12 protein-coding genes and 2 pseudogenes are annotated in these 16,780 nt (G+C 70.0%); all 14 read right to left on the reverse strand.

All coding sequences use genetic code 11. The features are described 5' to 3' along the window. Positions 1-15: 15 nt before the first annotated feature. Positions 16-108 (reverse strand): annotated as a pseudogene (locus OG729_RS06645) (succinate--CoA ligase subunit alpha); the annotation flags it as partial. A 103-nt stretch (positions 109-211) separates the two neighbouring features. Then, complete coding sequence (locus tag OG729_RS06650) at positions 212-850, reverse strand: HAD family acid phosphatase (protein WP_405804898.1); 639 nt, start codon at positions 848-850, stop codon at positions 212-214. A gap of 251 nt (positions 851-1,101) precedes the next feature. Then, positions 1,102-2,148, reverse strand: coding sequence for a sugar phosphate isomerase/epimerase family protein (locus OG729_RS06655; protein WP_405804899.1), 1,047 nt, complete (start codon positions 2,146-2,148; stop codon positions 1,102-1,104). Between the two features lie 61 nt (positions 2,149-2,209). Next, positions 2,210-3,604, reverse strand: coding sequence for a nucleotide pyrophosphatase/phosphodiesterase family protein (locus OG729_RS06660; RefSeq protein ID WP_405804900.1), 1,395 nt, complete (start codon positions 3,602-3,604; stop codon positions 2,210-2,212). After that, positions 3,601-4,770, reverse strand: coding sequence for a metabolite traffic protein EboE (gene eboE / locus OG729_RS06665; RefSeq protein WP_405804901.1), 1,170 nt, complete (start codon positions 4,768-4,770; stop codon positions 3,601-3,603). The genes OG729_RS06660 and eboE overlap by 4 nt, the downstream gene beginning before the upstream one ends. Before the next feature lie 12 nt (positions 4,771-4,782). Further along, entirely contained in the window at positions 4,783-5,631 is an 849-nt protein-coding gene (locus OG729_RS06670) for a TatD family hydrolase (RefSeq protein WP_405804903.1), read from the reverse strand. Beyond that, positions 5,631-6,293, reverse strand: a complete 663-nt coding sequence (locus OG729_RS06675; RefSeq protein ID WP_405811072.1) for an EboA domain-containing protein — start codon at positions 6,291-6,293, stop codon at positions 5,631-5,633. The genes OG729_RS06670 and OG729_RS06675 overlap by 1 nt, the downstream gene beginning before the upstream one ends. 12 nt (positions 6,294-6,305) lie before the next feature. Beyond that, positions 6,306-7,160, reverse strand: a pseudogene (locus OG729_RS06680) (sugar phosphate isomerase/epimerase family protein); the annotation flags it as partial. Beyond that, the gene (locus OG729_RS06685; RefSeq protein WP_405811073.1) at positions 7,157-8,173 is read right to left on the reverse strand and encodes an SCO3242 family prenyltransferase; all 1,017 of its coding nucleotides are present in this window, start codon (positions 8,171-8,173) and stop codon (positions 7,157-7,159) included. The pseudogene OG729_RS06680 and the gene OG729_RS06685, both read right to left, overlap by 4 nt. A 2-nt stretch (positions 8,174-8,175) precedes the next feature. Next, positions 8,176-9,309 (reverse strand): inositol-3-phosphate synthase, encoded by a 1,134-nt coding sequence (locus tag OG729_RS06690; protein ID WP_405804905.1) that lies wholly within the window; start codon positions 9,307-9,309, stop codon positions 8,176-8,178. Between the two features lie 83 nt (positions 9,310-9,392). After that, positions 9,393-13,091, reverse strand: coding sequence for a ThuA domain-containing protein (locus tag OG729_RS06695; RefSeq protein WP_405804907.1), 3,699 nt, complete (start codon positions 13,089-13,091; stop codon positions 9,393-9,395). 282 nt (positions 13,092-13,373) lie between these two features. Then, positions 13,374-14,378 carry a sugar phosphate isomerase/epimerase family protein gene (locus OG729_RS06700; protein ID WP_405804908.1) on the reverse strand — a complete coding sequence of 335 codons (1,005 nt, stop codon included), beginning with the start codon at positions 14,376-14,378 and terminating at the stop codon, positions 13,374-13,376. A gap of 9 nt (positions 14,379-14,387) precedes the next feature. Beyond that, positions 14,388-15,647: a Gfo/Idh/MocA family protein gene (locus tag OG729_RS06705; RefSeq protein WP_405804909.1), complete on the reverse strand. Its 1,260-nt coding sequence runs from the start codon at positions 15,645-15,647 to the stop codon at positions 14,388-14,390. Between the two features lie 46 nt (positions 15,648-15,693). Next, entirely contained in the window at positions 15,694-16,740 is a 1,047-nt protein-coding gene (locus tag OG729_RS06710; protein WP_405804910.1) for a substrate-binding domain-containing protein, read from the reverse strand. Positions 16,741-16,780: the final 40 nt, after the last annotated feature.

Genomic DNA, 16,780 nt, shown 5'->3' on the forward strand with positions numbered 1-16,780 from the left:
CGCTCCTCGGTGTCACGCGGACGAGAAACCTATCCCCCGCAGCTCGTACATCAGTTGATAGGGGAGCGTGCCCGACTTGGAGACGAGTCCCACGCGACCGGGCTTGGCGGCAATGTCCCGAGTCAGGGACTTCGGTCGACCTCGGCCGGATCGAGCACAGCCAGGGGCGGCCGCGGCGGCCGGGAATCCGGTGCGCCGCGGCCACCCGGTGTCATGACAACTGGCCGTCGTAGTCGGGCAGCTTGAACGTCCGCTCGGCGTGACCGCCCACCAGGTCACTGGACTTGTTGCCGATGTTGGCGATGATGGTGTGGCCGTTCGCCTCGATCTCCGCGCGCTTGCCGGTCTTGTACTCGCTGACCTCGTCGAACAGGTCGGGCAGATCCCGGACGTACAGACCGGAGACCGGGTATCCGACCTTCTTCAGGTTGTACGAAGTGAGCGAGTAGATGATGCCCGGGCGTGCGGTGACGAAGAAGACGTCCACGCCGCGGGAGTCCGCGAACCAGGCGAGGTCGAGGACCGGCTTGACCGCGGGGGTCGGGTACTTCCAGAAGCCGTGGAAATCCGTCTCGAGCGAGGTGTTGTCGATGTCCAGGACGATCGCCAGCTTCTGGCCGGACGCGTTCGAGGTTCGCTGCTCGATGTAGGGGCGGGCGACGGCGGCGACGGCCGCCACATCACGCTGCCACGTCTCGTAGTCGACATCCAGAAGCTGCGCAGTGGCACGGCTCGACTGTGCCGTTTGTGCCGTCTGATGTGACGCTGCCGATGCCACGGGTGTGGCCATGGTGAAAGCCAGCGCGGCGACGCCTGCCACCGACCGGATTCGCCAATTGCGTGCATGCATGGGGGGTTCTCCTGGGTTTCGGAACAGTTCAGGGCAGCCTTTCGGTCCCGAACGGACGGAAAGGGTCTTGGCATGCTCGCGGCTCATGATGTACGGAAGGCAACGTTCCCTCTACTGGTCGGTAGCAAGATCTGCCGCGCACGACCCCGAGCACGCGAGACGCCCGTCGGCGGCGTGCGCCGACGGGCGGTCAACGAGCTGTGTACGGGGCTGTGTACGCGGCGGTCTACGGCGGGCCGAGGCCGTGCGAACTAGCAATCCGTCTCGCGCAGCGAGTGCAGGTGCTCGCTGGACTTCCGCGCGAACGCGAACGACTCGACGGGGTTGTCGTGTTCGGTCTGCCAGTGATGGTTGCGGTAGCCGCCGGGGGTCTTGTTCACCGCGGAGATGAAGCGCTGGTAGTCGATGTCGCCGTCCCCGACGTCCACCATCCGGTAGCCGTCGCGGGCGGCTTCGTCATGGACGCCGTCCTTCACGTGGAAGAGCGGGTAGCGGTGGGGCTGCTCGAGCACATAGCGCAGGGGGTCGAAGGGTGCGGGCGTGCCGTCGGCTCGCTTGCTGAAGCGGAACTGGCCCACGTGCGCCCAGTAGATGTCCATTTCCAGATGGACCAGACCGGGATCGGTCTCGGCGAGCAGGACGTCGTAGAGGCGGACCTTCGGCTGGTCGGTGGCGAAGGAGAACTCCTCGGCGTGGTTGTGCTGGTAGAACTTCATGCCCCGCGCGCGGGCCGCGGCTCCGTAGGTGTTGAACTCCTCGGCGGCACGCTTCCAGGCGTCGACGGTGGAGCCGTAGCGGAAGGGTCCGGACGCGGTGCCGATGTGCTTGAGGCCGAGAGCCTGGGCGTCGTCGAGGACCTTGTCGAGGTTCTGCGCGAAGGTATAGGCGTTCGGGTCGCTGGAGTAGTAGCCGACGTGGCTGCCGATGCCGCGCAGGCCGTGGTCGTGTGCGAGCCGCTTCAGCTGGGCGAGGGTGATGGGGCCTGCGGAACCCTGGGTGTACCCGGCGTACTCGATCTCGTCGTAGCCGTAGCGCTCCAGCTCGGCGAAGACCTTCGCGAAGCCGAGGGTGGAGACCTTGTCGCGCAGGGAGTAGAGCTGTGTGCCGAGACGGCCGGGGGGAAGGACGGGGCGGCCCCGGCCGGGGGCGGCGGCGGTCGTCGGGGACGCGGCGGCGACCGGGCCTGCCGCCGCGCCGACGATTGCGGCGGCACTCGCGCCCGCGGCGACGCCGAGCATGCCGCGTCTGCTGAGCCTGTGGGTCAGTTCGGGGTCGTCGGTCTTGCTCGTGCGGCTCATGTGGATGACTCCTCGTTGTCAGTGCCTGGTCGTCCTGGCCTGGTTGTCAGTGGCGTCTGCTTCAGTGGAGACCGGCGAGTTGAAGCAGCAGGGACTTCACATCGGTGGCCGCGACGCGGCCGCTTACGGCGCGGGGGGTGGAGCACAGGATGAGCGGGCTTTCGTCGTCGCTCGTGGGGAGGCGGCCGTGGCTGCCGCGAATAGGTGAAGGATCGAGAGGCACGACCGCGAGGCGGTAGCGCATGCCGAGCTTCTTGCGGGCGATCGCCTTGACCGCCTTGAGGCGTACATACGGGTCGAGGGGATCCATGAAGAGCTCGGCCGGGTCGTAGCCGGGCTTGCGGTGGATCTCGACGAGCTGGGCGAAGTCGGGGGCCCGGGCGTCGTCGAGCCAGTAGTAGTACGTGAACCAGGCGCCGGGTTCGGCGACTGCGACGAGTTCGCCGGAGCGGGGGTGGTCGAGGCCGTGGCTCTTCTTGCCCTCGTCGTCGAGGAGCTGGTCGATGCCGGGGAGGTCGGCGAGGGCTTCCCGGGTGGCTTGCAGGTCTTCGGGGCGGCGCACGTAGATGTGCGCGATCTGGTGGTCGGCGACGGCGAAGGCCCGTGAGGCCATCGGGTCGAGGTACTCCATGCCGTCCTGGGTGTGGACTTCCAGCAGGCCGCCGCGGCGCAGGGCGCGGTTGATGTCGACGGGGCGGCTGACGCGGGTGATGCCGTACTCGGACAGGGCGACGACCGTGCGGCCTTCCTGCTTCGCGTCGTCTAGAAGGGGAGCCATGACGGCGTCGAGGTCGGCGGCCGCCTGGTACGAGCGGGGGTCGTCGGGGCCGTAACGCTGCAGGTCGTAGTCGAGATGCGGGAGGTAGCACAGGGTCAGGTCGGGGTGGCGGGTGCGCAGGATGTGGCGGGTGGCGTCGGTGATCCACTGGCTGGAGACGAGGTCGGCGCCGGGCCCCCAGAAGTGGAAGAGGGGGAAGGTGCCGAATTGCTGGGTGAGTTCGTCGTGCAGGGCCGGGGGCCGGGTGTAGCAGTCAGGTTCCTTGCGGCCGTCGGCGTAGTAGACGGGGCGAGGGGTGATGGTGATGTCGGTGTCCGCGCCCATGGCGTACCACCAGCAGATATTGGCGACCGTGTAGCCGGGGTGGGCGCGGCGGGCGGCGGCCCAGAGTTTGTCCCCGCCGACGAGACCGTTGTGCTGGCGCCACAGCAGGACCTCGCCGAGCTCGCGGAAGTACCAGCCGTTGCCGACGATGCCGTGCTCGGCCGGCAGGGCGCCGGTCAGGAAGGTGGACTGGGCGGCACAGGTGACGGCGGGCAGCACGGTGGAGAGGGGGGCTTGGGAGCCGGAGGCCGCGAGGGCTTTGAGGTGCGGCATGTGGTCCAGGAGCTGGGGGGCGAGACCGACGACGTCCAGGACCAGAAGCGGCGTCGGCGTGGTCTGTGCGGCGTCTGTCACGGCAGTTCCTTCAGGCCGAGGTCGGTCAACAGGTCGCGGGCGAGGGCGAGTTCGGCGGCGATGCCGTCGGCGAGCTGGGTGCGGTTGCGGGGGCGCAGCTCGGGCGGGAGGGCCTGCCAGGTGTAGGTCTCGACCTCGAAGTGGCGGGTGAGCGGGTCCGGGCCGCCGACGAGCCGGGTCAGCGTGTCCTTCAGTACGGGGAGGGTGGAGGTGAGCGGTGGAGCGGGCGGGGCGTGCAGCGGGACGTGGAAGTGGGCACGCCACGGTGCGGCCTCGGGCAGCGTTTCGCCCGTGAGTGCTTCGTCGAGATCGTCGGTGCCGCGCAGACCGGCCGCGGTAAGGGTGCGGGTCTGATGCAGAAAACGAGGTTCGGCGAAGGCGGCTAACGCCGCCCGTACTTCTGGGAGGTGTGGTTCTTCGGCGTGGAGCGCGGCGGACAGCTGCGCCTTGGGGATGGTGATGCCCGCCGCGGTGAGCGCCGCCAGGGCGGCCTGCGGATCTTCGAAGGAGGTTGCGAGATGGCAGGTGTCGATGCAGATGCCGATGCGCCGCGATGCGATCGCGCTGAGGGGACGTATCGAATCCGCGGTTGTCTCGACGATGCAACCGGGCTCCGGCTCCAGGCCGATGCGTATCGACTTGCCGGTCAACTCCTCCAGAGCGTCCAGGCGCTCGGCGAGGGTGGCCAGTGCACTGTGCGCGGCCTCGGCCGCCGCATCGCCGAAGGGGGTGCGCCAGGCCAGCGGGAGGGTCGAGACCGTGCCGTCGGTGACGTCGTCGGGGAGGAGGGCGGCGAGGAGGCGGGCCAGGTCGGTGGTGTGGGCGAGCCGTTCCGGGTCGGTCCAGTCCGGCTTGTAGACACGGTACTTGACCTGTTCGGCGCCGAATCCCTCGTAGGGGAAGCCGTTGAGAGTGACGGCCTCCAGGCCGCGGCGGTCGAGTTCGGCGCGCAGTCCGCGCAGTGCCGCCGGGTCGGTGATCAGGGCGTGGGCCGCGTCCTTGGCGAGCCAGAGGCCGATGCCGAGGCGGTCGCGGCCGAGGCGTTTGCGTACCGGTTCGCAGTGGTCGCGCAGTTGGGCCAGTACGCCGTCGAGCGCCTCCGCGGGATGGACGTTGGTGCAGTACGAGAGGTGGACGGTGGAGCCATCGGTGTGGCGGAAGCGCATGCGTCTGCCTCCTCATTCCCCGCCGCGCAGGATGGAGTTGCCCTCGTGCAGGGACTCCGGCTCGGGGTTGTCGAGCTGGAGGCGGCCGCTCAGGCCGTAGAAGGCGACGGGGTTGCGCCACAGGACCTGGTCCACGTCGTCCTCGGTGAAGCCTGCGACAAGCATGGCGTCGCCGACCTTGCGGGTCTTCAGCGGATCGCTCCTGCCCCAGTCCGCGGCCGAGTTGACCAGCACCTTCTCGGTTCCGTAGGTCTTCAGGACGGCAACCATGCGGTCCTCGTCCATCTTGGTGTCCGGATAGATGGAGAAGCCGAGCCAGCAGCCGCTGTCAGTGGCGTGCTTTACGGTCGTCTCATTGAGGTGGTCGAGCAGCACGCGGTCCGTGGGCAGGGCGGATTCGCGGATGACGTCGACGGTGCGACGCAGGCCCGCGAGCTTGTCGCGGTGCGGGGTGTGGACGAGGGCGGGCAGACCGTGGTCGGCGGCGAGCTGGAGCTGGGCGGCCAGCGCGGTGTCCTCGGCGGGGGTCATCGAGTCGTAGCCGATCTCGCCGACGGCGACGACGGAGTCCTTCTCGAGATAGTGGGGCAGGGCGTCCAGGACAGGGGTGCAGCGGGGGTCGTTCGCCTCTTTGGGGTTGAGGGCGAGCGTGCAGTGGTGGGCGATGCCGTACTGGGAGGCGCGGAACGGCTCCCAGCCGAGCAGGGCGTCGAAGTAGTCGAAGAAGCTGGCGGGCGAGGTGCGGGGCTGGCCGAGCCAGAAGGACGGTTCGACGAGGGCACGGACACCGGCGTCGTACATCGCCTGATAGTCGTCGGTGGTGCGGGAGGTCATATGGATGTGGGGGTCGAAGATGCGCATCAGGACTCCTCGGGCTCGTCACACTGCTCGGACTGCTCGGGCTGCTCGGGCTGCTCGCCGGTCAGGGTCAGTACGCGGTTGAGATCGGGGGGCACCTCGCGGCCGGCGGCGGTGCGCTCGGCGGCGTAGTCGGCGAGCATCCTGGCCAGCTCGGCGTCGCCCGCGGCGCGGCGCTCCAGATCGGCGACGGCGTCGACGGGCACTGAGGTGAACAGGCACTTGAGGACGGCGTGCCGCCAGGAGTGCGGGTCGAGGTGTGCTGCGGCGTACGGGCCGACGGCCGCAGCGACCAGCCGGGTGTCGTTGGTGCGCAGGGCGTCCTCGACGAGAGGCAGGACGGCGGGACTGTCGACCAGGAGGTGCAGGGCGAGGAGTACGGCACGGCGTTCGGCGGCGGCGCCCTGCCGGTAGAGGCGGGTGAGGGTGTCCAGGTCAGCTCGGGCCGCGACGAGGAGCAGGGTGCGTACGGAGTCGGCATGTTTCTGGCCGCAGTTGCGACCCGCGGAGGCGAATCGCAGCTCCCAGGTGTGTGCCGCGTACGGCGACGGGTTCATCCGGGGTGCGTCGGCGGCGTGAGCGGCCTCGGTCAGGGCTGCGGCGAGCCAGGTGCGGGCGGCGTCGGGGAGCTGGGCGTCCAGTTCCTCGCGGGTCGGCGTCACCATGCCGGTGCTCCCCTCAGTGGGGGCCTGCGCCCGGAGAAACTGGATGGAGGCGCGGGCGAGTTCGGGGCCTGCGTGGGAGTGGCGGGGCAGTTCGACGACGGTCAGGCCCTGGTAGCCGGTGGCGGCGAGGGCTTCGAGCACGGGCGGGAAGTCGATCTCGCCCTGGCCGAAGGGGAGGTGTTCATGGACGCCGCGGCGCATGTCCTCGATCTGGACGTGGCGCAGCCAGGGGGCGGCGTCGCGCACACAGTCGGCGGGCGGCGCGGACTCCAGGCACTGGCAGTGGCCGATGTCGAGGGTGAGCCCAAGGGGTTCCGGGTCGCCGAGGATGCCGCGGAGGTGGTGGAAGTCGGCGAGGGAGGCGAGGAGGTGTCCGGGCTCGGGTTCGATGGCGAGGGGTATGCAGGCGTCGGCTGCGGCGTCCAGGACGGGGGTGAGGGACTCTTCGAGCCGTTTCCAGGCAGTGTCGGGGGCGGTGTCCGCGGGGGCGATGCCGCTGAAGCAGTGCACGGCGTGGGCTCCGAGGTCGGCGGCGACCCGTACCGCGGTGGTCAGCAGGGCGGTACGGGCGGCGCGGCCGGCGGGGTCCGGGTCGATGAGGGACGGGCCGTGCTTGCGGCGCGGGTCGAGGACATAGCGAGCGCCGGTCTCGATGGTGACTCCGAGGCCCAACTCGCCAAGTTTCGCACCGACTTGGCGGGTGCGGGCGGCGAGGTCGGGGGCGAGCGGGTCGAGGTGCATATGGTCGAGGGTCAGTCCGACGCCGTCGTAGCCGAGGTCGGCGAGGAGGGCCAGGGCGTCGGTGAGCCGGAGGTCGGTGAGGCCGTTGGTGCCGTAGCCGAGGCGGAGATGGGGTGCTGGGCTCATGTGGGGCTCACCTTCCGTGCGAGCTTGCGGGCGAGCGGGACGAGTCCCATCACCGCGAGGGCGGTGGCACCGGCGCCGGTGCGGGCGGCGAGGGCGGCCTGGAGCGGGATCATGGCCCGGATGCCGCCGCCGACGGCGCGCTGGGTGAGGGGAGGAGACGGATTGAGGGCGGCGTGGAGGAGGGGTTTGGCGGCGGTGCGGATGTATGTGGCGGCGAGGAGGCGGGCGGGGGTGAGAGGCAGGCCCGCAGATCCCCGGGCCGGGGACGGGAGCGCGGGCACGCCCCGCAGCTCGGCTCGCACGCTTCGCGGCGCGAAGACGGGACGTGGGGTGCGGGACGCGAGGGCACCGAGGCCGAGTGTCGCCGCGAGTGCGGCGAGGGGCGCGGCCGTTGAGCCGCCCTGCGCCTCGTGGCGGGATACGACGGTGACGGCGTAGGTGTGCGCCGCCAGCACGACGGCCGACGGCAACGCGGCGGCGACGACGCCGACGCCCGCCGCCCCGTCGGACCGCAGGCCCCGCGCGCCCGCGCCCGGCACCACACCCCCACTCGCCGCCCCGCCGGGCCGGACCCCGCCCGTCGCAACCGCCCCCAGCATCAGGTCCAAACCCCTGGCCGCCGACATCGCCGCTGGGCCGGCCACCGTGTGTTTGAAGTGGAGGTCGTAGGACCAGACCGTCGCCCCGAGCGCACTGCCCACCCTCAGAGCCGGGCGGCCGGCGCGGGCCGCGAGGGCCAGGCCCGCTGCCGTCAGTGCGCCCGCGGCAGCGAGGGCCGCCGGGGGGCTGATGCGGCCCGAGGGAATCGGGCGGTGGGGGCGGTCCGCGGCGTCCTCATCGCGGTCGGCCCAGTCGTTGAGGGCCATGCCCGCCCCGTACAGGCACAGGGAAGCGCCGACCGCGAGCGCCGTGCCACGGTTGGGGCGCGCACCCAGAGCGGCCGCGCCCGCGAGGGCGTCGCCCGGGACGCTGAACAGGGCCGACACGCGTAGCAGTTCCGCCCATGCCCGCACGGTCACCGGGCCTCCCGCAGTCGCCCGGCGAACGACAGCAGCGCCTCGAACTGCTCCGAGAGCCCTGCCGGGCCGCCGTCCGGGTCCTTGAAGTAGAAGCCGAGTTCCGGCAGCGGCCCCGAAAGGCCCGCCTCGTGGGCGCGGGCCACCAGTCTCGCCAGGTCCAGGACCAGTGGGGCCGCGAGCGCCGAGTCGCAGCCCTGCCAGATCGTCTGGAGGATCATCCGCGAGCCGAGGAAGCCCTCGAAGGCGATGTGGTCCCAGGCGGTCTTCCAGTCGCCGAGCGCCGGTACGTCGTCGATGTGGACCTCCCCTTCCGGGGTGTGGCCCAGCGTGTCGGCCAGGACACGTTCCTTGCCGGCGTTCTTCGCGGCCGCTGCGCCCGGGTCGGCCAGCGCCGCTCCGTCCCCGCCGCCCAGCAGGTTGGTGCCCGACCATGCCCGTACGGACAGGGCGCGTTGCACGAACATCGGGGCGAGTACGGAACGGAGCAGCGTCTGGCCGGTCTTGCCGTCGCGGCCCGCGTGGGGAAGTCCACTGGCCGCGGCGGCGTCGGTGAGGGCCGCGGTGCGCAGCCCGGTGGAGGGGGTGAAATTGACGAAGGGGCTGCCGGCCCGCAGCGCGGCGGAGGCGTAGAGCGAGCTGGGCGGCAGCCGTGTAGCGTCCGGTTCGGGCAGCGGCTCGGTGGAGGAGACGTTGACGACGACCACCCGGGCGAGCTCGTACCGTTCCCGGAAGTCGCGTATGTCCGCCTCGAAGGCGGCGATCAGTTCGCGGTCGGTGCGGATGTCACCGCTCTGCGGGCCGCCGGGACGTATCTCCTCGTCGGCGGCGGCGAGTTCGCCGCGTACGGCGGCCGCGAGGCCGTGCGGAAGGACCCCGGCCGCGGTGAGTTCCTCGGCCCGCTTGGGCAGCGGGCAGTGCGCGGTGTCGTGACCGCCGAAGACCAGCGACGACAGGGCGGGCAGCCCCGATCCGGCGAACGGCGCGGTCTCTGCCACCATGCCGTTCGGGGTATGCAGTCCTGCGGTCACCGCCGCGCACCCGGCGACGGCCGTGGTGGCCACGGACCCACGCGCTCCGACGAACCAGACCCCGACGTTTCTTGAAGCGGACACGGGCTGCCTCCCTGCCATTCGGTGTGGTGGAGGACGGCGGACGGGGGGTACGGCGCCTCCCCGCCCGCCGCCGACTGGGGGGCGCTCAGGCCCTGTCCGACCTAGGAGGGCAGCTCCCTGAGTTGGATGTTGCGGAAGGACACCTGGTCGTCGGCACCGTGGTTCTGGATGCCGATGTGGCCGTCCTTCAGGCTGCGCACCGGGTCGCTGTTGGTGAAGTCGTTGATCTTCACGCCGTTGAGGAAAATCTGCAGACGTTCGCCCTGCACCCGGATCTCGTAGCTGTTCCACTGACCGGGCGGCCGCAGCGCGCGGTCACGGGCCTTGAGGTCCGCCGATTTGAAGCCGTAGACGGCGCCCGTGGTCCGGTCGGGTGCGTCGGTCGCGTCGATCTGCACCTCGTAGCCGTTGTTCACCGCCGACCAGGGGTCGTCGGAGGCCGGGAAGCCCACGAAGACACCGGAGTTGTCGTCGCCGTCCAGCTTCCAGTCGAGCTTGAGCGAGTACGACTTCAGCTCCTTGGCCTGGTACCAGAGCATGCCCATGCCGCCCTCGGTGCGCAGTTCGCCGTCGACGACGTTGAACTTTCCGGGTCCGGCCTGCTTCCAGCCGTCCAGGGTGCTGCCGTTGAAGATCGGCCGGTATCCGGCCCGGGGCCTGCAGTCGGCGTTGACCTGACCTGTGGCATAGCGCAGCCCGCCCAGCAGGTGCCCGCGGAAAGCCGGCTCGGCGTACGACTCCTTGGTGTGGCCCCCGCCGGTGTAGAAGGCCCGGCCGCCCTGGTAGGTCTGGCACCAGGCGATCGGGTGGTCGCCCTTCATCGTGCCGCCCTGATAGGTGGTTTCGTCCAGGCTGGCCAGCACCCGGGCCTGACCTCGGGGATTGGTGCGGTAGTTGTACCACTCGTCGGTGCGCTCCCAGGCGTCGTCCAGGTGCGCGGTCGAGGGGTGGGTGTGGTCCTCGACCCGTACGGTCGCGGGCTGGATCTGCGGGTGCGAGGCGAAGTACGCGCCGACGAGCCCGCCGTAGAAGGCCCAGTCGTACTCGGTGTCGGCCGCGGCGTGCACACCCATGTAGCCGCCGCCGGTGGAGACATAGTTCTCGAACGCCTTCTGCTGGTCGGCGTTCAGCACGTCACCGGTGGTGGACAGGAAGACGACGGCGTCGTAGCGGGCCAGGTTGCTGGTGGTGAACTGAGCCGCCTCCTCGGTGGCGTCGACCGTGATGTTGCTGGTCTTGCCCAGTTCCTGCAGTGCGGCGATGCCTGCCGGGATGGAGTCGTGGCGGAACCCGGCGGTCTTGGAGAAGACCAGGACTCTCTTGGCGGTGCGGTCGACGGGTGTGTTGGAGAGCTCGAAGTCGTCGACGTCGTAGAGCGCTCCGTCGCCGCCCTTGAAGACCAGGAACAGTTCGGTGGTCCTGGTGGGCACGGACCGCAGCGGTATGTCGATGTCCTGGAAGGTCTCCCAGCTGCCGGTGACGGGCACCGGGGCGGACCCCAGCAGGTTCCCGGTCGCCGATCCGGTGCGTACCTCCAGGAAGCCGCCGGCTCCGCCGGAGGAGATGCGGGCGGTGAGCTTGGTCGATCCGGTCAGGTTGTACGGCGTGAAGGAGATCCAGTCACCGTTGTTGATGTCGCCGACCGTCTTGCCGCCGTGCGCGGCGGCCTTGTCGTAGGTCTTGATGCCCAGGGAGTGGGAGAAGTGCTCGGCCTGCCGGTGGCGCGGCTGAAGCTGTGCCTGGTCGTGGCTGGTGAGGGGGGCCTGGCCGCCGCCTCCGCCGTCGGTGTACTCGGCGTCGAAGACTCCGAAGATATTCGCGTTCGGGTCGTGGCCTCCGTCGGCGGAGGTCTTGATGGTGCCGGTGCAGCCGTTGGCCGTGGTCACGGGGTGGCCGTGGCTGTCGTGACCGAGGATGTACCTCACCTTCACCTTGGCGCAGTCGATGGGCCCGCCGGCGCCGTCCTCGGGATCGGTGACCTTGACCTTGAAGGGGATCTCGTCACCGAAGCTGAACAGGGCGCCCTCCGCGGGGAGTTCGAGGGTCACCTTGGGTGCGGTGTTGCCGACGACGACATGCACACTGGCGGAGCCGGTCCGGCCGCTGGGGTCCTTGGCGGTGAGGGTCGCCGTGTAGGTGCCGTTCTTCTTGTACGTGTACGTGGAGTTGGCCGCGGTGGACGTGCCGCCGTCGCCGAAGTCCCAGGCGTAGCTGAGGGCGTCGCCGTCGGCGTCGGATGTGCTGGCCGAGGAGAACGCGACGCGCAGCGGTGCCGTGCCGGACGTCTTGTTCGCGGCGGCCTCGGCGACCGGGGAGCGTCCGCCGGTGGCGTTCTCGATGCGGTACAGACCGGAGTTCTCGTCGCCGCCGAACCAGGCGGTGCCGTAGTCAAGTACGTACAGCGCGCCGTCGGGGCCGAAGGCCATGTCCATGATCTGGGTTCCGGTCCACGGAACGGGGTTGATGGACTGGACCGCGCCGTCCTCGCCCTGCTCGATCCGCTTGATCCAGCGGCGGCCGAACTCACCCGCGAAGAAGTCTCCGTCGTAGCTCTCGGGGAACTTCACCGGGGATGTGGAGGCCGCGTCGTAGCGGTAGACCGGTCCGCCCATCGGGGACTCGGAGCCGGTGCCGAACTCCGGCAGGGAGCCGCCGTCGTACGGGATCCAGGCCGGCTGGGCGGGCGGCAGGTCGACGAGGCCGGTGTTGTACGGCGACTCGTTCTTGGGGGCCGCGCAGTCGAAGGTCGCTCCGGACGTCTTGGTCGCGAAGTCGTAGTCGACGTACGGGTCGTTCTTGCCGGTGCAGAAGGGCCAGCCGAAGTTGCCGGGCTTGGTGATCCGGGCGAACTCGACCTGTCCGGCGGGGCCGCGCTTCGGGTCGGCCGCGCCTGCGTCGGGCCCGTAGTCGCCGAGGTAGACGATGCCGGTCTTCTTGTCGACGCTGAACCGGAAGGGGTTGCGGAAGCCCATGGCGTAGATCTCGGGCCGGGTCTTGGCAGTCCCGGGCGCGAAGAGGTTGCCGTCGGGTATGGAGTAGGTCGCGTCGTCGTTGACCTTGATCCTCAGCAGCTTGCCGCGCAGATCGTTGGTGTTGCCGGAGGTGCGGCGGGCGTCGTACGCGGGGTTGCGTCCCGGCCGCTCGTCGATGGGGGTGTATCCGTCGGAGGCGAAGGGGTTGGAGTCGTCGCCGGTCGACAGATACAGGTTGCCCTGCGCGTCGAAGTCGATGTCGCCGCCGACGTGGCAGCAGATCCCGCGGCTCGCCGGGATGTCGATGATCTTCTTCTCGCTGGCGTTGTCGAGCGTGCCGTCTGCCTTGAGGGCGAAGCGCGAGAGCCGGTTGACGCCGTCGAACTTCGCGAAGTCCGCGGGGGTGCCCTCGTTCGGCGCGTCGCCCGCGGGGGTGCTCAGCGGGGGCGCGTAGTAGAGGTAGATGAAGCGGTTCGTGCTGAACTTCGGGTCGAGGCCGATGCCTTGGAGGCCTTCCTCGTCGTGCGAGTAGACGGGGATGGTGCCGACGACGCGGGTGTTGCCGGCGCTGTCGGTCATCCGGAGCTCGCCGTTGCGGGAGGTGTGCAGCACGCTGCGGTCGGGCAGTACGGCCAGCGACATCGGTTCGCCGGTCTCCTCACCGCCCTTGGCGAGGGTGACCTGCTGGAATTCCTCGGCGGCCGCGGCGGGTCCGGGGTCGGCGGCGAGCGCCGTCTGCGGCGCGGTGAGGGCGAGCGAGCCGGCGGCGAGAAGGCTGCCGGCGAGCAGTGCGAGTGCCTTGCGCGAGCTGTGCTTTTTCCAGTGCACGAATGTCCTCCGGGATGGCCGGTCGAACGGGCGGAGTGTGTGGTGCCCTCAGTCGCCGGGCGGGCCGAGCGTGGAACCGGAGTGCGCCGTCACACCGGGGACCACCTATGTCCTGTACACCTCACGGGACGGTAGTCGGGTTCGTCCGGGACCGAAAGCCCTTGTGCAATAGGCAAGTTGAACTTTTTCCCACGGCAGGACAAAGACCCTTGTGGGCACACTTGACCGCCCGGCGGCGGATCCGCCGCCGGGCGTAGACCTGCGTCGATGGGCTTCGAAGGACTAGTCGCCGCCCCCGAAGGCCGCATCGAAGGAGGCGGATGGTGGGTCGAAATCAAACCGCTTCAGGTCAGCAAGCGCTTCCGGTGCGCCCATCAGTCGATCCATTCCGGCGTCCTCCCACTCCACCGAGATCGGACCGTCGTAACCGATCGAGCGCAGCATCCGGAATACGTCCTCCCAGGGGACGTCACCGTGTCCGGCCGACACGAAGTCCCAGCCGCGCCGCGGGTCGCCCCACGACAGATGCGAGCCGAGCCGCCCGTTGCGGCCGTCGAGGCGCTTGCGTGCCTCCTTGCAGTCCACGTGGTAGATCCGGTCCCGGAAGTCGTACAGAAAGCCGACCGGGTCCAGGTCCTGCCAGACGAAGTGGCTCGGGTCGAAGTTGAGCCCGAAAGCGGGACGGTGACCAACCGCCTCCAGAGCGCGGTGAGTTGTCCAGTAGTCGTACGCGATCTCGCTGGGGTGCACCTCGTGGGCGAAGCGCACGCCCTCCGCGTCGAAGACGTCCAGGACCGGGTTCCAGCGCTCGGCGAAGTCCTCGTATCCACGCTCGATCATCCGCTCCGGCACCGGCGGGAACATCGCCACCAGATGCCAGATCGAGGAGCCCGTGAAACCGATGACGGTACGCACCCCGAAGGCGGCAGCGGCCCGCGCGGTGTCCGCCAGCTCGGCGGCGGCCCGCTGCCGTACGCCTTCGGGCTCACCGTCGCCCCAGATCCGGGCGGGCAGGATGCCCTGATGCCGTTCGTCGATGGGGTTGTCGCAGACGGCCTGGCCGACCAGATGGTTGGAGATCGCCCAGCACTTGAGACCGTACTTCTCGAGCAGCGCATGCCGCCCGTCGAGGTAGGAAGGGTCGGCGAGCGCCTTGTCGACCTCGAAGTGATCGCCCCAGCAGGCGAGTTCAAGGCCGTCGTAGCCGAAGTCCCGGGCCAGCCTGCAGACCTCCTCCAGTGGCAGATCGGCCCACTGGCCGGTGAAGAGCGTGAACGGACGTGGCATGGGGACCTCCTAAGCCTGTGCCTGCACGGATGTCTGTACGGGTGTCTGTACGGGTGTCTGTACGGATGTCCGCTCGGGGATTACGGGGGTGTAGACGGCGTTCTTCTCGGCGCTCTCCTCCACCGCGGCGAGCACCCGCTGCACCTGCAGCCCGTCCGCGAACGACGGGGCGGGGTCGGTACCCGCGGCGATCGCGTGGACCAGATCGCGGGCCTGGTGGGCGAAGGTGTGCTCGTAGCCGAGCGCGTGGCCGGGCGGCCACCAGGCCTCCAGATACGGATGCTCCGCCTCGGTGATCAGGATCCGCCGGAAGCCGGAGGAGGCCGCGGGTTCGGTGTGGTCGTGGAAGGAGAGCTCGTTCAGCCGCTCCAGGTCGAAGGCCAGCGACCCGAGCTCGCCGTTGAGTTCGAGCCGCAGGGCGTTCTTGCGGCCCGACGCCATCCTGGTGGCCTCGAAGGAGGCGAGCGCCCCCGATGCGAGGCGCCCGGTGAACAGGGCCGCGTCGTCGACGGTGACCTGACCGCGCTCGGCGCCGCCCGACGCAGTGAGACCGGCCGAGGCCCCGGCGAGCAGCGGGCGCTCCCGTACGAAGGTCTCCGACAGCGCCGACACCCCGACCAGCGGCTCCCCCGCCAGATACTGCGCGAGGTCCACGATGTGCGCGCCCAGATCGCCCAGCGCCCCCGAGCCCGCGTGCTCGCGCCTGAGCCGCCAGGTGAGCGGGAAGTCGGGGTCGACCAGCCAGTCCTGCAGATAGGCCAGGCGTACGTGCCGCAGGGCGCCGAGCCTGCCGTCGGCGATCAGCCGGCGCGCGTACGCGATCGCGGGCACGCGCCGGTAGTTGAAGCCGACCATCGCCAACTGACCGTTGGCCTTTGCCCGTTCGGCCGCGGCCGCCATCACCTCGGCCTCGGCGACGGAGTTGGCCAGCGGCTTCTCGCACAGCACGTGCTTGCCCGCCGCCAGCGCCGCGACGGCGATCTCCGCATGGCTGTCCCCCGGTGTGCAGATGTCGACCAGCTGCACATCGTCGCGGGTCACGAGGTCGCGCCAGTCGGTCTCCGCCGCCGCCCAGCCGTGTCTGTCGGCCGCGGCCCGCACTGCTGCCGCGTCCCGGCCGCCGATCGCTGCGAGGACCGGCCGCAGTGGCAGGTCGAAGACGCGCCCCACGGTGCGCCACCCCTGTGAGTGGGCGGCGCCCATGAACGCGTAACCGACCATGCCTACGCCCAGGGTCGGCCGAGCGGCCTCACTGTCCCTCTGTTCCATACGGATTCCTCCTCGTCGGGTTGCTCGGTGGGGGCGGGCGCGCCGGTCAGCTGAAGCCGGTGGGCAGGTACTCGTCCACGTTGTCCTTGGTCACGACGGCGGAGTAGAGGGTGATCGAGGCGGGGATCTCCAGCTCGGACAGTCCACTCACCCCCTTGGCCTGGCCCAGCGCGCGGGCGAGGTCGATGGCGGAGGCGGCCATCGTCGGCGGATACAGGACGGTGGCCTTCAGGACGCTGTTGTCGGCCTTGATGGCGTCCATCGCGGACTTGGCGCCGGCGCCGCCGACCATCAGGAAGTCCTTGCGGCCGGCCTGGGCGATGGCGCGCAGCGCGCCCACGCCCTGGTCGTCGTCGTGGTTCCACAGCGCGTCGAACCGGCTCTGTGCCTGCAGGAGCTGGGCCATCCTGGCCTGGCCGGACTCGACGGTGAAGTCGGCGGCCTGGCGGGCCACCTTCTTGATGTTGGGGTAGTTCTTCAGGGCGTCGTCGAAGCCCTGCGTGCGCTGCTTGGTCAGCTCCAGGTTGTCCATCCCGGCCAGCTCGATGACCTTGGCGCCCGGCTTGTCCTTGAGCTGCTCGCCGATGTAGCGGCCGGCGTTGAGCCCCATGCCGTAGTTGTCGCCGCCGATCCAGCAGCGGTACGCCTGCGGGGAGGCGAAGATGCGGTCCAGATTGATGACGGGGATGCCCGCCTTCATGGCCTGCAGGCCGACCTGGGTCAGGGCCTTGCCGTCGGCGGGCAGGATGACGAGGACGTCGACCTTCTTGTTGATCAGTGTCTGGACCTGGCCGATCTGGGCGGCGGTGTCGTTCGAGCCCTCGGTGATCTCCAGGGTCACCTCGGAGTACTTCTTGGCGCGCAACTTGGCGTTCTCGTTGATGGCGTTGAGCCAGCCGTGGTCCGCCTGCGGTCCGGCGAAGCCGATGGTGACGGCCTTGCCGGGCTTGTCGTCGGCGGCCGCGGCGTTGTTTGCGGCCGTCTCGGACTTCTTGGGCTCGTTGCTGGTGCACGCGGTCAGCAGCGCGCCGGCGGAGACGGCGGCGGTGCCGAAGAGCAGTCCTCTGCGGCTGGTGGCTGGGATTTCTGGCATGGCGGATCAACCCTTCGGCTGGGCGGGTGCGAGTGATGGG

This window comes from Streptomyces sp. NBC_00210 (assembly GCF_045160975.1).
Classification (GTDB): domain Bacteria; phylum Actinomycetota; class Actinomycetes; order Streptomycetales; family Streptomycetaceae; genus Streptomyces.

Excerpts from the sequence above, each read along its gene's own strand:
- OG729_RS06650 (WP_405804898.1), bottom strand. The coding sequence starts at position 850 with ATGCATGCACGCAATTGGCGAATCCGGTCGGTGGCAGGCGTCGCCGCG.
- OG729_RS06655 (WP_405804899.1), bottom strand. The coding sequence starts at position 2,148 with ATGAGCCGCACGAGCAAGACCGACGACCCCGAACTGACCCACAGGCTC.
- eboE (WP_405804901.1), bottom strand. The coding sequence starts at position 4,770 with ATGCGCTTCCGCCACACCGATGGCTCCACCGTCCACCTCTCGTACTGC.
- OG729_RS06670 (WP_405804903.1), bottom strand. The coding sequence starts at position 5,631 with ATGCGCATCTTCGACCCCCACATCCATATGACCTCCCGCACCACCGAC.
- OG729_RS06675 (WP_405811072.1), bottom strand. The coding sequence starts at position 6,293 with ATGGTGACGCCGACCCGCGAGGAACTGGACGCCCAGCTCCCCGACGCC.
- OG729_RS06690 (WP_405804905.1), bottom strand. The coding sequence starts at position 9,309 with ATGGCAGGGAGGCAGCCCGTGTCCGCTTCAAGAAACGTCGGGGTCTGG.
- OG729_RS06700 (WP_405804908.1), bottom strand. The coding sequence starts at position 14,378 with ATGCCACGTCCGTTCACGCTCTTCACCGGCCAGTGGGCCGATCTGCCA.
- OG729_RS06705 (WP_405804909.1), bottom strand. The coding sequence starts at position 15,647 with ATGGAACAGAGGGACAGTGAGGCCGCTCGGCCGACCCTGGGCGTAGGC.
- OG729_RS06710 (WP_405804910.1), bottom strand. The coding sequence starts at position 16,740 with ATGCCAGAAATCCCAGCCACCAGCCGCAGAGGACTGCTCTTCGGCACC.